13 protein-coding genes are annotated in these 14,543 nt (G+C 63.8%); 5 read left to right on the plus strand and 8 right to left on the minus strand.

The genetic code is table 11. The annotated features are described in order from the left end of the window. Nucleotides 1–8 precede the first annotated feature (8 nt). The 4 genes from metZ to ftsY all read right to left on the minus strand — a co-directional run bounded on the left by metZ (nucleotide 9) and on the right by ftsY (nucleotide 4,256). Nucleotides 9–1,187 (minus strand): O-succinylhomoserine sulfhydrylase, encoded by a 1,179-nt coding sequence (gene metZ, locus WDB88_RS11450; RefSeq protein WP_339107804.1) that lies wholly within the window; start codon nucleotides 1,185–1,187, stop codon nucleotides 9–11. A 102-nt stretch (nucleotides 1,188–1,289) separates the two neighbouring features. Continuing rightward, on the minus strand, nucleotides 1,290–1,907 hold the full coding sequence (locus WDB88_RS11455; RefSeq protein ID WP_339107805.1) for an inner membrane-spanning protein YciB: 618 nt from the start codon (nucleotides 1,905–1,907) through the stop codon (nucleotides 1,290–1,292). Between the two features lie 95 nt (nucleotides 1,908–2,002). Beyond that, entirely contained in the window at nucleotides 2,003–2,962 is a 960-nt protein-coding gene (locus WDB88_RS11460) for a hypothetical protein (RefSeq protein ID WP_339107806.1), read from the minus strand. A gap of 13 nt (nucleotides 2,963–2,975) precedes the next feature. After that, the gene (gene ftsY / locus WDB88_RS11465) at nucleotides 2,976–4,256 is read right to left on the minus strand and encodes a signal recognition particle-docking protein FtsY (protein ID WP_339107807.1); all 1,281 of its coding nucleotides are present in this window, start codon (nucleotides 4,254–4,256) and stop codon (nucleotides 2,976–2,978) included. A 208-nt stretch (nucleotides 4,257–4,464) separates the two neighbouring features. Here ftsY and WDB88_RS11470 point away from each other — a divergent pair, with 208 nt between their 5' ends. Together WDB88_RS11470 and WDB88_RS11475 are read left to right on the plus strand one after the other, a co-directional pair. Then, nucleotides 4,465–5,571: an alkane 1-monooxygenase gene (locus WDB88_RS11470; protein WP_339107808.1), complete on the plus strand. Its 1,107-nt coding sequence runs from the start codon at nucleotides 4,465–4,467 to the stop codon at nucleotides 5,569–5,571. 254 nt (nucleotides 5,572–5,825) lie between these two features. After that, nucleotides 5,826–6,236 carry a hypothetical protein gene (locus tag WDB88_RS11475; RefSeq protein ID WP_339107809.1) on the plus strand — a complete coding sequence of 137 codons (411 nt, stop codon included), beginning with the start codon at nucleotides 5,826–5,828 and terminating at the stop codon, nucleotides 6,234–6,236. A 107-nt stretch (nucleotides 6,237–6,343) separates the two neighbouring features. Here the strand turns inward: WDB88_RS11475 and xseA are convergent, their stop codons facing one another. Then, on the minus strand, nucleotides 6,344–7,966 hold the full coding sequence (gene xseA, locus WDB88_RS11480; protein ID WP_339107810.1) for an exodeoxyribonuclease VII large subunit: 1,623 nt from the start codon (nucleotides 7,964–7,966) through the stop codon (nucleotides 6,344–6,346). 113 nt (nucleotides 7,967–8,079) lie between these two features. On the opposite strand from xseA, the gene purD reads away from it, so the two are divergent. Beyond that, a complete protein-coding gene (gene purD, locus WDB88_RS11485) occupies nucleotides 8,080–9,342 on the plus strand; it encodes a phosphoribosylamine--glycine ligase (protein WP_339107811.1) in 1,263 nt (420 codons plus the stop codon). A gap of 92 nt (nucleotides 9,343–9,434) precedes the next feature. Here purD and WDB88_RS11490 read toward each other — a convergent pair whose 3' ends face one another. The 3 genes from WDB88_RS11490 to WDB88_RS11500 all read right to left on the minus strand — a co-directional run bounded on the left by WDB88_RS11490 (nucleotide 9,435) and on the right by WDB88_RS11500 (nucleotide 12,274). Continuing rightward, nucleotides 9,435–10,259 (minus strand): fatty acid desaturase, encoded by an 825-nt coding sequence (locus WDB88_RS11490; protein WP_339107812.1) that lies wholly within the window; start codon nucleotides 10,257–10,259, stop codon nucleotides 9,435–9,437. A gap of 76 nt (nucleotides 10,260–10,335) precedes the next feature. Further along, nucleotides 10,336–10,797: a DUF3429 domain-containing protein gene (locus tag WDB88_RS11495; protein ID WP_339107813.1), complete on the minus strand. Its 462-nt coding sequence runs from the start codon at nucleotides 10,795–10,797 to the stop codon at nucleotides 10,336–10,338. A 94-nt stretch (nucleotides 10,798–10,891) separates the two neighbouring features. After that, nucleotides 10,892–12,274: an L-serine ammonia-lyase gene (locus WDB88_RS11500; protein ID WP_339107814.1), complete on the minus strand. Its 1,383-nt coding sequence runs from the start codon at nucleotides 12,272–12,274 to the stop codon at nucleotides 10,892–10,894. Nucleotides 12,275–12,473: 199 nt separating this feature from the next. On the opposite strand from WDB88_RS11500, the gene WDB88_RS11505 reads away from it, so the two are divergent. Continuing rightward, nucleotides 12,474–13,466, plus strand: coding sequence for a Hint domain-containing protein (locus WDB88_RS11505; RefSeq protein ID WP_339107815.1), 993 nt, complete (start codon nucleotides 12,474–12,476; stop codon nucleotides 13,464–13,466). 118 nt (nucleotides 13,467–13,584) lie between these two features. Next, the gene (rpiA, locus tag WDB88_RS11510; RefSeq protein ID WP_339107816.1) at nucleotides 13,585–14,370 is read left to right on the plus strand and encodes a ribose-5-phosphate isomerase RpiA; all 786 of its coding nucleotides are present in this window, start codon (nucleotides 13,585–13,587) and stop codon (nucleotides 14,368–14,370) included. The last annotated feature ends 173 nt before the right edge of the window (nucleotides 14,371–14,543 follow it).

Consider the following 14,543-nt stretch of genomic DNA (forward strand, 5'->3'; position numbering starts at 1 on the left):
AAAGCTTATCAAACTGCGTCAAGTGCCCCGACGATATCTTTCACCAGATCATCGCCATCCTCGATCCCGATCGAAATGCGCACCATGCCGGGGGTGATCTTGATTTCGGCGCGTTCGTCTTCGGTCAGGTTCTTGTGGGTGGTGGTCGCGGGGTGGGTCGCGATGGATTTCGCATCCCCCAGATTATTCGAAATCTTCACGATCTCCAGCGCATTGAGGAATTTGAACGCGGCCTCCTTGCCCCCCTTCAGATCCAGCGCCACCATCGTGCCACCCGACCCCATCTGGGCCATCGCCAGATCATGCTGCGGATGGCTCGGCAGGCCTGGATAGATCGAGCGGTTCAGCGCCGGATGGCCTTCGGCCGCCTTGGCAACTTTGGCCGCGCTTTCGGCCTGAGCCCGCACCCGCAGATCCAGCGTCTGCATGCCCGACAGGTGCAGCCATGCGTGATAGGGGCTCATCGCGCCGCCGGTATGTTTGGCATAGGTTTCGAGCGGCCCACGGATGAACTCGCGGTCGCCACAGACCACGCCACCAAGCGCGCGCCCGCCGCCGTCGATATGTTTGGTCGTCGAATAGACGATGATATCCGCGCCCTGCGCCACCGCATTCGAGAAAACCGGCGAGGCGAAGACGTTATCGACCACCAGTTTCGCGCCATGCGCATGGGCGATTTTCGCCACGCCCGTGATATCGATCACTTCCAGCCCGGGGTTCGAGACCGACTCGAAGAAGCAGAGCTTGGTGTTGGGCTTGATCGCGGCGTCCCATTCGGCAAGCTGGGTGCCATCGACCAGCGTGACCTCGACGCCAAAGCCCTGCAGGACCTTCAACACGTAAAGGCACGACCCGAACATCTGGCGCGCGGCCACGATATGGTCGCCCGCTTTCACCTGAGAGGTCAGCGCGGCATTGACGGCGGCCATGCCCGACGCGCAGGCAAAGGCATCTTCGGTGCCCTCGATCGCGGCGATCCGGTCTTCGAACATGCGGGTGGTGGGGTTGCCGTAGCGGGCATAGATGAATTCGTCCGGACCGGCATGCAGGAAACGTTCCTCGGCCACTTCTGCCGAAGGGTAGACAAAGCCTTGGGTCAGAAACAGAGCCTCGGCCATCTCGCCATACTGGCTGCGGCGGATGCCTTCATGAACCAGTTTCGTGCGGGTGTTCCAATCCTTGGTCATCGTCGTCCTCATCCTAAATGGCCGGACCGTCACCCGGCGCTTCTTGCCGATGCGATACGCCTATAGGCTGGGCCGGTCAAGGATTGGCTGCCCCGGAACGCCTCAGTCGTCGGTCTTGTCCTCGGCGCTCTCCTCAAGGGCATAGCGTTTCAGCAGCCCCCCCTGCGCCATCAGGAAGACGAACATCAGGATCATCAGGCCGAAGGTCTTGAAATTGACCCACATCTCTTCCGACTGGGTGCGCCAGATCACTTCGTTGAGCACCGCAAGCCCCAGAAAGAACAGCGCCAGCCGCTTGGTCAGGATGGTCCAGCCCTCGGGTTTCATCGGCAGATTGTCAGAAAGCACAAGCTGCAACCACGGTTTTCCCAGCAGCAGCCCCGCGCCAAGGATCCCCGAAAAGAGCAGGTAGATCAGCGTCACTTTCATCTTGAAGAATTTCGGATCATTGAGCCAGACCGACAGCCCGCCGAAGACAATCACCAAGACAAGCGTCGCAATCTGCATCGGCGCCAGCTTGCCCGTCAGTTTCCACAGCACAAGCGTGCAGATGGTCAAGAGCGGAATGAACATCGCCGTCGCGACGATAAAGCCGTGATATTCCGTGCCGTGGAACATCACCGTCTGGTCCTTGAGTTTCATATAGACCACGAAAAAGGCCAGAATGGGACCCCATTCAAGCGCGCCTTTCACCACGGGGCTGATCTTGCGTTCCGACATATTCCGTCCTGTCCTAGCTGGGCCTTTATTCCGATATGCCGCGTTCGGGGCGCAAAGTCACGCCCCGCACGGCTCACGGTGCCGTCAGGCCTGTTTCACGGGTTGGGGCCATAGCCGATCTGCAGACCAAAACCGCCCTGCGCCAGCAGCTTCGTGCCATAGGCCATCGCCCTATCCTGCGCCTGCAGTTCTTCCTGCGTCAGCGACAGTGATGGCACCCTGCCCCGCAGATCCACCGATAGCGCATGCTGCGGATGCGGCAGGTCCCCGATCAACCGCACAAGCGCCGCGCGTGACGGCGCATCGATATAGGCGTCCGGCAGCGCCTCGGCCAAAGCCGCATATTGGGTTTGCAATGCGGCAAGAGCTGCCGCAGGATCACCCTCTTCAGGCAAAAGCGCCATACCCATCGGCATCAGGGCAACCGCCTCGAACAGCCACGGCAAGGCCAGATCCAGCGAGAAAGCTTCGACCGAAGGGAAGCTCGCCTGTTCGACGGGGGCCGCGAAGAACGCAGGAGTGACCGACCCCAGCGTGAAGGACAGCTGCGAGACCTGCCCCAGCGGATCGGTCACCTCCATCCGGTTCAACCGCAACTCGGCATCTTCCTCGTTCCAGTCGAGATCCAGCGCAACCTGATATGCCGCCATCCGCGCGATTTCATTCTGTAGATAGGCCATCTTGGGCGGATAGCCTTCTATCCCGCGGATGCCATAGAACAGGTTGGATACACGCAGATCCACATGCGAGGGCAGCGCATCGGGCCGCAGCCCCGCATCCATCCCGCGCAGTGAGACATCCAGCTCGTCAGCATAAAGGGCCGCCAAATCAAGCGGAATCGGAACGACCAGATCGCGGAAAATGCAGCGATCGCCGTTCTGCTCCTGCGTGCCATAATCGACCTTTGCCAGCGCAAGCAGCTCTGCCACCGGCGCACAGGCTGTCTTTTTGGCATCATCGGCGGATGCAGGCCCCGCCATAAGCGGAAGCGCCAGAAGGGGCATCACCCTGACGCCTAGCGAAAGCCCCTGTGTAATAAATCTTCTAATACTCACGTCCTTCTAATACTCATTTCGCCTCGATCCCCACCAGCGCCTGCGCGAATTCCTGCGGGTCGAACGGGGCCAGATCGTCGATCTGCTCGCCTACGCCGATCGCATGGATCGGCAGGCCGAAGCGGTCTGCCAGCGCCACCAGAACCCCGCCCTTCGCGGTGCCGTCAAGCTTGGTCATCACCAGACCCGACACATCGGCCAGCTTGCGGAAGGTCTCCACCTGGTTCAGCGCGTTCTGCCCCGTCGTCGCATCCAGCACCAGAAGCGTGTTATGCGGTGCCGAAGGGTCTTTCTTGCGGATCACACGGACGATCTTGGCCAGTTCTTCCATCAGATCGGCGCGGTTCTGCAGGCGGCCTGCCGTGTCGATCATCAGAAGGTCTGCGCCCTCGGCCTCGGCACGGGTCATCGCGTCAAAGGCAAGGCTTGCAGGGTCCGAGCCTTCGGGCGCGGTCAGCACCGGCACATCGGCGCGCTCGCCCCAGACCTTCAGCTGCTCCACCGCGGCTGCGCGAAAGGTATCGCCTGCCGCAATCACCACCGATTTTCCGGCGGCCTTGAACTGGCTGGCCAGCTTGCCGATGGTCGTGGTCTTGCCCGAGCCATTGACCCCCACCACCAGCACCACCTGCGGGCGCTTGGGGAAGATCGGCATCGGCTTGGCCACGGGCTCCATGATGCGGGCGACTTCCTGCGCCAACAGCCCCTTGATCTCGTTGACCGAAAGCTTGCGCCCCATACGGCCCTCGGCAAGGTTTGCCGTCACGCGCAGGGACGTATCGACCCCCATATCCGAGGCAATCAGCAACTCTTCGAGGCTTTCCAGAAATTCGTCATCCAGCACACGGCGCGGGCTGTCATCGCGCGCCCCGCCCAGAAGCCGACCGAAGAAACCGGGCTTGCTGGCTGGCGCGGCAGGGCGAAGCGGCTCCGCTGCGGCGGGCATTTTCTGGACCGGAGCCGCAGGCGGCACAACAGAAGGCGCGCCCTGCGTTTGCGGCTGAGCGGACGGCTGTGCATCGGGCCGCGACATACCCGCCCCCGCATCCCCCGACCCTGCCGCCTCGGGCTTGTCCTTTTCCGGCGTTACCGCCTCGGGCTTAGCGCCTTCCGGCGTTACCGCCTCGGGCGTCGTATCTTCGGGCGCCGCCACACCCTGTGCATCGGGTGCGACGTCAGGCACCGCTTCGGGTTCGGGCAGCGCCGGCTTTTCGGCCACAAGATCCTCGATCCCTTCCTCAAGACGCGAGGAGGACCGTGTCAGACGGGATTTCAACTTTTTGAAAAACGACATAGCTTGCCCCTATACGCCTAATGGCCCTGCCCTGACGGCCCCGACCAGATTGGTTTCGTTTTCACCTAATCAATCCTGCCGAGCGATGGAAGGGCTTGCCAAAGCATTCTCCACGCAAGCGCAGGGAAATTGCGCCGTTTTCCGTCGATTCTACCCCGAAAATCCCGTATCACCGTCGCAACCTGCCCAGATCCACTGAAGGACCCCCATGAAGCGCCCGCCCGGAACATCGCTTTTCGCCTGTGCGACACTGGTGCCCATGATCTTGGTCGGGCTGGCAGCGGAGCTTGGCGGCTGGTGGTGCCTGCTGGCTTTCTGCGCCAGTTCGACGGTTCTGCACCTGCTCGACAGGCTCTTCCCCGCCCCCCTGCCGGATGCGCCGGAAGGGGTGGAATTTCCGGCCGCAGACGGGCTTCTGCTGGCAATTTTCGCAGGCCATCTGGTTATCTTCGCCCTGTGCCTGAACGCACTGGTCACAGGATGGGGCGCCGCTCCGCTGCCCACCACTCCCCTGCACAAGGACCCGTTCACGCTTGCCCTGTCCAAACTTGCCCTGTTTCTTGCATGTGGTTTCGTTCTGGGGCAGGTGAGCGTGCCCGCCGCCCATGAGCTGATCCATCGCCGCAATCGGCTGTTCTTCCGGCTGGGACAATGTCTCTATATCACACTGCTCTTCGGCCATCACGCCTCGGCCCATAGGCTGGTGCACCATATCCATGTCGCCACCCCGCAAGACCCCAATTCCGCGCCGCGCGGCATGGGGTTCTGGACCTTCCTGCCACGCGCTTGGATCGGGTCTTGGAAAGCGGGCTTGCAGGCCGAAGAAGCGCTGCGTCGCAAGGCTGGACGTCCGGTCCGGCACAGGGTCTATCTCGCCTATGGTCTGGGGGCTGTGCTGATGATCTGCATGGTGACACTGGCTTGGGGGCCTTGGGGGCTATGCGCCTATCTGGGCCTATGCGCCCATGCGCAGATCCAGCTCCTGCTGGCCGATTACGTGCAGCATTACGGGTTAAGGCGGCAGATCCGGAACGGGCGGGTCGAACCGGCAGGACCGGATCACAGCTGGGATGCCTGCCCACCCGCCTCTTCGCTCTGGATGCTCAACGCTCCGCGTCACAGCGACCACCATGCCCATCCCGCGCGCGCCTATCCCGCCCTTCGGATCGGCGAGATCACGGCAACCCGCCCGATCCTGCCGCGCTCGCTGCCGGTCATGGCGACGCTGGCGCTCTGCCCGCCGATGTGGCGGCGCGTCATGGATCGGCGGCTCGACCGGCTCGCTGGACCCGCTACGCACACAGACAGGCGCTAGCAGGCGGCCGTCGGCAAGGTCCCGCGGCCAGAAGCGGCTTGGCGCGGCCTTGGCGCAGGGAAAGGCCACGCAACGCAGCGGCGGTTCCACCCACCCAAACCGCCGTGAACTTCGCGTCCAGCCCCCGCAAAAGCCCCTGGCTTCCAGCCCCCCGGATAGAATGCGCGCATAGCAGGCGTTTCACGGGGCTGTGGGTTTCACATTGGCACGGTTTTTGCCAAGATGGCCCCGATCTTGCCCAGCCGGAGCCCCTGATGCGCGCCCTCGTCCTCGCCTTCCCGCTTGCCCTCCTTGCCACTGTGTCGCAGGCCGAAGATGCCACGCCCCCGCTGGATGCCGCGGGGTTCGACGCCCGCACCACCGGAAAGACAATCACCTATTCCGCCAATGGCCAAGCCTATGGAATCGAGCAATATCTGCCCGGTCACAAGGTGCTATGGGCCTTCACCGAAAGCGCGTGCAAAGTGGGCACATGGCATCAGCAGGGCGAAGAGATCTGCTTCGACTATCAGGACGAGAACGGCCAGCAATGCTGGAAGTTCTACGATACAGACAAAGGGCTGAAAGCCCAGTTCATGGGCGATGGCGGCATGTCCGAACCGCTGATCTCGCTCAGTGAAAGCGAGACCCCGCTGAATTGCCCCGGCCCCGATATCGGCGTCTGACAAGTCTCGAAGACCTATGGGTAAAGCGCCCCGATGCGGCACGCATCGCGCGGACTGGCGGGGTCCAATGCCCCGACAGGACGCGGCCCCGCCGAAGATCGGCGCGATCAGAACAGGCTGCCCTGCTCCGGAGGCGTAGACTTCACCGCTTTCTTAGGCGCCTTTTTGGCGGGTTTCGGCGCAGCAGTCTCCGCCACGGGGGATTTCGGCACGGGGGATTTCGGCTCTAGGGATTTCGGCTCGGGGGCCTTGGTCGCCTCAGGCAACGGACCGCCCTCCCCACCAGTGACCACCGGCAGAACACCATCGGCAAATTCGACCTGCAGCGCCGCGTGCCCGGCCGCCTCAACAGCCGTCGTCACCACGCTCTCGCCCGCGCGCACCACCGCATAGCCGCGCTTGAGCGTCTCACGATAGCCCAAAGTCTGGCGCATACGGTCCATCTGCTCCAGCCGCTCACCCAGCTGACGGATCCGGCGTTGCTGCGCCTGCGCCATCCGCTCGCCCAAAGCCTCCAGCCTTTCACGCGACTGCGCATTGCGCGAGCGCGCCAGATCAAGGTTGCGCGCCCGTGCCGAAACCAGCCGCGCGGACAGCCCCTCAAGCCTGCGCCCCTGTTCCGAAAGCCCCCGCGTCAACAGGGTCGGAGACAGCCGCGCCTCGATCCGGCCAAACTCGGAGCGCTTGCGCAAAGTCACCCCGCGCAGCGCCGGATCCAGCCTGTCGGCCCACCAGTCATAGCGCTGGCGCACAGGGTCCAGAACCGCCTCGGGCCGCCCCAAGGCACGCGACAGATCGCTATGACGCTGGCGCTGGATATCCACCCGCGCCCGCACCGCGCGCGCCATCCGCGCGCCTGCATCCTGCAGCCAGACAGCCAGCTCGCCACGTACCGGCACCGCCATCTCGGCCGCCGCCGTCGGCGTGGGCGCCCGCTTGTCCGAGGCATAATCGATCAGCGTGGTATCGGTCTCATGGCCCACCGCCGAAATCAGCGGGATACGGCTTTCCGCCGCCGCCCGCACAACAATCTCTTCGTTGAACCCCCAAAGGTCCTCGATCGACCCACCGCCCCGCGCCACGATCAACAGGTCGGGCCGCGGGATCGGCCCGTCAGGCGCCAGCGCATTGAAGCCACGGATCGCCCGCGCCACCTCGCCCGCACAGGCCTGCCCCTGCACCGCCACCGGCCAGATCAGCACATGGCGCGGAAAGCGGTCGCGCAGACGGTGCAGAATATCGCGGATCACCGCCCCCGAGGGCGAGGTCACCACCCCGATCACCTTCGGCAGCCACGGCAGAGGCCGCTTGCGACCCGCATCAAACAGCCCCTCGGCACCCAAGGCCTTCTTGCGCGCCTCCAGCATCGCCATCAGCGCGCCCGCCCCCGCAGGTTCGACGGTATCGACGATCAGCTGGTATTTCGACTGGCCCGGAAAGGTGGTCATCTTGCCGGTGGCAATCACCTCCATCCCCTCTTCGGGGATCACCGCCATCCGGTCCACCTGCCCCTTCCAGCTGATCGCAGCGATCACCGAGCGGTCGTCCTTCAGGTCGAAATACAGATGCCCCGAGCGCGGGCGTGTCGCACGCCCCACCTCGCCGCGCACCCGCACGCGGCCGAATTCGCCCTCGATCACGCGTTTGACCGCCCCCGAAATCTCGGAGACCGTGTAATCATGGGCGTTGTTATTGCCGCTCGGGCCTGATTCATCTTCAAAAAGATCCATACCCCTGTTTCGCCCATCCTCCCTGCCGCTTCAAGGCGTCAATGCCACTTGCCCGAAAGCCCCCTTCGCCGTAAACGGGGCGCGATCACACGAGTGCGGCAAAGGGACGACATATGAACATTCTGGTTCTTGGAAGCGGCGGGCGCGAACATGCGCTGGCATGGGCCATCAAGCAAAACCCCAAATGCGACCGTCTGATCGTCGCGCCGGGCAATGCGGGGATTGCCGCGATTGCCGAATGCGCCGCTATTGACCCCTGCGATGCGCAAGCCGTGCTGGACCTGTGTCAGGAACAGGCGATCGATTTCGTGGTGATCGGCCCCGAGGCCCCTCTGGCCGCAGGTGTGGCCGATGCGCTGCGTGCGGCGGGCCTTCTGACCTTCGGCCCATCGGCCGAGGCCGCCCAGCTCGAAGCGTCCAAGGCCTTCACCAAAGCCGTCTGCGATGCCTGCAACGCCCCCACCGCCGCCTATGCGCGGTTCGACAGTGCCGATGCGGCCCGCGCCTATGTCGAGGCGCAAGGCGCCCCCATCGTTATCAAGGCCGATGGTCTGGCCGCAGGCAAAGGCGTGATCGTCGCGATGACGCTGCAAGAAGCGCTCGACGGCATCACCGAGATCTTCGGCGGCGCCTTTGGCGAGGCCGGCGCAGAGGTCGTGATCGAGGAATTCATGGAGGGCGAGGAAGCCTCGCTCTTCATCCTGTCGGATGGCGAGAATATCGCGGTCGTGGGCGGCGCTCAGGACCACAAGCGCGTGGGCGATGGCGATACCGGCCCCAATACCGGCGGCATGGGCGCCTATTCCCCCGCCCCCGTCCTGACGCAGGCGGTCGAGGATCTGGCCATCACCCAGATCGTCAAACCGACCGTGGCCGAAATGGCGCGTCGTGGCACCCCCTTCCAGGGCGTGCTCTATGCGGGCCTGATGATCAAGGACGGCCAGCCGCGTCTGGTGGAATATAACGTCCGCTTCGGCGATCCGGAATGTCAGGTGCTGATGATGCGCTTGGGCGCGCAGGCGCTGGACCTGCTGCTGGCCTGTGCCGAAGGGCGTCTGGATCAGGTGCAACCGCAATGGGCCGATGACCATGCGCTGACCGTGGTGCTGGCGGCAAACGGCTATCCGGGCAGCTATACCAAAGGCACCGAGATCCGCGGCCTCGACGCCCTGCCCTCGACCTCAAGCGAAACGGTCTTCCATGCGGGCACCACGGCAAAAGACGGCGCAATCCTCGCCACCGGCGGGCGCGTGCTCAATGTCACTGCCCGAGGTGCTACGTTACAAGAAGCCCGCGACCGCGCCTATGCGCTGGTCGACCAGATCGACTGGCCCGAGGGCTTCTGCCGCAAAGACATCGGCTGGCGCGCGCTCTGAGCCGCGTGTCGGGGGCGTAACGCGCCCCCGAGGCCCCGCCCGAGCGGGAGGGTCCCCCTCCCCGAGGAAGGGGCCACCCCGCTGGGATAACCCTAGCGCCGGACATCATCCCAAACAGGCACCACAGGCTGGCGCCCCGCGGCATAGCCCGGCACAGTCGCATCCAGCCGCCGCGCCAGTTCCGGCAGGCGGCTGACCGGCACTTTGGGAAACAGATGATGTTCACGGTGGTAGAACATCAGATAGGCAACCCACGCCAGTGGCCCGCGCTGGCTACGCCCCGCAAGCCCTGTCTCGTCCGTTCCCTGATGGGTGATCCACACGGCAAAAAATGCCGTCAAACACTGCCCCAAAGCCATCGCCAGAAGATGGAACCGCAGCGTCCCCCCTCCCCAAGCCGCAGGCAGCAGCACTCCCAGCAGCACCAGCGCCGCCACCAAAGCCCAATCCACCAACAGCCTGCGCCGCCAGCGCGCACCGCCCCGCGCCCATGTCGTTGTGTTCAGCTTGACCGGAAACCTCGGCCCATAGCGCAGCACCTCCCAAAAGCTCATGCGCGCGCAATGGCCCTCGTGATCGCCCTCGCCCATCATGTCGCGGTGATGCTCCAGATGGCAGAAGGCATCCGCATGGTTCGACCCCAGCATCAAACCGCTCAGCCCATGCATGATGGCGTGATCCACCGCCCTAGGAGCACCAAGATTGCCATGGATCGCCTCATGGTTCAGCCGCAGACAGCAGAGGAAAAACATAAAGCTGCAGATAAAACCCAAGGGCCAGAACGGCCCCGCATAAAGCACCAAAGACCCGACAAACCACGGCAGCGGCAAAGCCAGTTCGATATACTTCTGATAACGGGGGATCTGCGTCAGATCGTGATACTCGACCCCTTTCGGGGCGCGCTCGAATTCGGTCATAAAAACCTCTGCAGGAAATCGCAAAATAAATCCCGCTCGGTCTAACCAGCTAGGGCCTCGCCCGCAAGTCAGGCCTTTACAGCACCAGCGCCAACCACGCACCGCCAAGCGCCAGACAGGCGCTGCCCATCTGCCATGGCCGCAGCCTGATGAAATACAAAGGCACCTCTTGGCGCCGAGCGGCCCTCGGGTCCAAGACCGCATAGATCGCATAACACAAAGCCAGCAGCGCCAGCCCGATGGCTTCGGGCAGAATCAGCGCCAAAAGCCCAGCGCCGAACATCCCCAGCATCACCGCAAGCTGCCCGACCCGAGGCCCGCCCGGCGTGCGGAAGCTCAAGCCCCGCCGGACACCTGCCAGAAACATCACGATCCCCGCGCTCCACAGGACCAGACCGCGCAGCGCCAAACCCTGCATCTCGCCCTGAAGACAGACCGTCAGCGCCAAGAGCCAGATCGGCACCATCGCCAGCCAGCCGAAAACCGCCCCGTCCAGAGGCACCTGCGCCTGTTCCTCGATCCTGATTTCGCGTGCCATCCCGTGTCCTTTCGCCAGTCTCCCTAGCAAAAGCCACTAATGCCCTGAAAGTTTCCGCCGAAGAGCCCCGCCGAGCGTCAGGAAAGATCAGGGCTCAGCAATTAGGCACATTCACCGCCAGCCCGCCAAGGCTGGTTTCCTTGTAATGTTCATGCATATCGCGGCCCGTCTGACGCATGGTCTCGATCGCGGCATCAAGCGGCACGAAATGCGTGCCATCTCCGCGCAGCGACAGCGAGGCTGCCGAGACCGCCTTGATCGCGCCCAGACCGTTGCGCTCGATGCAGGGCACCTGCACCAGCCCGCGCACCGGATCACAGGTCATCCCCAGATGATGCTCCAAGGCGATTTCGGCGGCATTCTCGATCTGCTCGGGCGTGCCGCCCATCACGGCGCATAGCCCCGCCGCAGCCATGGCCGCCGCCGAGCCCACCTCGGCCTGACAGCCGCATTCCGCCCCCGAGATCGAGGCATTGGTCTTGATCAGCCCGCCAATTGCCGCCGCCGTCAGCAGGAATTCCCCCACGCGGGCTCGACTTGCCCCCGGAACATGGTCCAGCCAGTAGCGGATCACCGCAGGCAGCACACCCGCCGCCCCATTCGTTGGCGCGGTGACGACCTGCCCGCCGGCGGCATTTTCCTCATTCACCGCCATCGCATAGGTCGAGATCCAGTCGTTGACGATATGCGGCGCCTGCAGGTTCTGGCCGCGTTCGGAGTGCAACGCGTCATGGATCGCCTTGGCGCGGCGCTTGACCTTCAGACCTCCGGGCAGGATGCCATCGGTCTCGAGCCCGCGCGACAGGCAGCCGTTCATCACCTCCCAGATGCGCGACAACCCCGCCTCGATCTCGGGGCGACTGCGGAAACGGGCCTCGTTCTGCAGCTTCATTTGCGCGATCCCCAGCCCCGAGGCATGGGCCATCGACAGCATCTCATCCGAGGAACGGAACCCGAAGGGCACGGGTGATGGCGCATCCTTGGCCGCGGCATCATCGGCGGCCGCCATCTCGCGGGCACTGCGCACAAAGCCACCACCGATGGAATAATAGGTCTCCTGCGCCAGCACGTCGCCCTGCTTATCCAGCGCCTCCAGCACCATCCCGTTGGCATGACCTTCCAGCGCGGGGCCATAATCAAAAACCAGATCCGTTTCGGGGTTGAAGGCCAGCGGCCCCAGCCCTTCGGGGGTCAGCAGATGATCCTTGGCATTCTGCGCCAGAACCGCTTCGGCGGCCTCGTGGTCATAGCTCTCGGGCAGGACCCCCGCGAGACCGAGGATCGTGGCACGGTCGGTGGCATGGCCCTTACCGGTGAAAGCCAGCGACCCGTAAAGCCGCGCACGCAGCCCGTGCGCCTTGAAATGCGAGCCCCGCAGAAGCGCCAGAAACATGCCACCGGCGACCATCGGCCCCATCGTATGCGAAGAGGACGGCCCGACCCCGATCTTGAAGATATCGAACACACTCAGAAACATCTCGCACTCCCTGGATGGTCCCGCGCGGGCGGGGATGGCTGCCTTTGCACAATGTCACAGCCCGACCGGCGGACCTGCGCGAAAACGACATTCGGCGCATCAAACGCGCGAATTCCCCCACAAGATTAAGAACATTAGCTGAACATTTACCGAAAATCGGTCAGATAGGGGCTGGTTCTGTAACTGACGTGATGGTGACATGCCAACCTTTGGCGCCTGGCAAATTTCCGACCTCGTGATCACGGGGCCTGACCCGTTTGCATCGAATGCGACGGCCGAGACAGATGCGCCCGGTGCCACCAGCTTTGTCATCTCCCCCAGCGCCGATCTGCAGCTTGTCGATCTGGTCGATGACGATGCCAGCTTCGAGGATGCCGATGGCGGGCAGGCTCTGGCCGCCGCCACCACATTCGACGGGGTCGCGTGGGATGCGGGCGACGGGGTCGAGACCGAATACAGCTATATCATCCGCCCCAGCGGTTCGAGCGATCCTGCCGACAACATCACGATCTATGTGCTGGAATATCAGGGGCAAGTGCATGGGATCGCCTCTACCGAACGGCTCTTTGCCGGACAGAGCTACGATATTGTGGGCATCGACAGCAATGATCCGGTTATTGCCTATAGTGCGATGGCGATCTGCTTTGCGGCAGGCAGTCTGGTGGCCACCAAGCAGGGGCCGGTGCCGGTGGAAAAGCTGCGCGAGGGGATGCGTATCCAGACCGTCGATAACGGCTATCGCCCGCTGGAATGGGCGGGGCGCTGGCTGGTTAACGGACGCGGAGCCAATGCGCCGGTGCGGTTTGAAACCGGTGTTATCGGCAATACGCGCCCGCTGTTTCTGTCGGGCCAGCACAGGGTGCTTATGCGACCGGAGCGGGGGCCGTTGCAGGGCGAGGAAATTCTTGTGGCGGCCCGCGCCCTTGTGGGACAACCCGGCATCACCCGTGCCGAATGCGACCGCATCCAGTGGGTCCATCTGCTGTTCGAACGCCACGAGGTCGTCTTTGCCGAAGATGCCCGCACCGAAAGCCTGCTGCCCGGCCCCGCCGCGCTGAGTTGCGTCGGCCCCGAAACGGCCCGCTATCTGCAAGCCACGCGCGAGGCCGACCCGTTCGGCATGCTGCCTGCGCGCCCGATCGTGCCCACGGGCAAAGCGCAGCGGATGTTGCGCCTGCCCCAGCGCGCGTGATCACGCGCGCCTGATCACGCGGCCCATATGATTTTATACGAAACCCTGAGGAATAGCGCGTGCATGGTCGCGCAGGTCTGCTATAAGCCGCGCGAACGGATCTTTGAGGAGCAAAACCATGCCCGCCGAGCTTTCCCCCATGGACAAGGCCAAATTCGCCGCCGCCCGCCGCGCGGTGGATTTCATCGAGGACGGCATGCGTGTCGGCCTTGGCACCGGCTCGACCGCTGCATGGATGGTGCGCTGTCTGGGCGAGCGTGTGCGCGAGGAAGGGCTGAACATCATCGGCGTGCCGACCTCGACCCGCACCGCAGACCTCGCGCGCCAGATGGGCATCAAGGTCGTCTCGCTGGAAGAGGCGAAATGGCTGGATCTGACCATTGACGGTGCCGATGAATTCGACCCCGAGCTGAACCTGATCAAGGGCGGCGGTGCAGCCCTTCTGCAAGAGAAGATCGTGGCGACCGCTTCGGACCGGATGATCGTGATTTCGGATGCATCCAAGGAAGTCGCGCATCTGGGGGCCTTCCCGCTGCCCGTCGAGGTCACGCCCTTCGGCTGGCCGGTGACCCGCACCCTGATCGAGGAAGTGCTGTCGTCGATGGATGTGCTGGGCCGCGAGACCACCGTGCGTATGGAGGGCGACCAGCCTCTGGTCACCGATGAGGGCAACCATATCATCGACTGCCATCTGAACAAGATCGGCAATCCGCGCCAACTTGCACTGGCGCTGAACCAGATCGCCGGTGTGGTGGAAAGCGGGCTGTTCATCGACATCTGCGATATGGTCATCATCGGTGATGCCGATGGCCGCGTCGAAGTGCGCGATATCAATGCTGGCACCGTGGCGCATGAAAAGATCGACTTTGCCGAGAACGACAACATATTTGGCGATCTGAAATAACCGCCACTCCGCCAAGCCACCCGCCTTGCGGGCGTGCTGCGACGGCCAATAAGCTAGACCGGGTCCGGGCGGCGCTGCCGCTGCGGGCCCGTTTCTGTTCCAGGGCCTGCGGGAGGCGTTCCGCATATTGAAGCGCCCCGCCCAAGGCCCCGCCCTGCATTGCCCTGCCCCGC

Source organism: Thioclava sp. GXIMD4216 (assembly GCF_037949285.1).
GTDB lineage: Bacteria > Pseudomonadota > Alphaproteobacteria > Rhodobacterales > Rhodobacteraceae > Thioclava > Thioclava litoralis.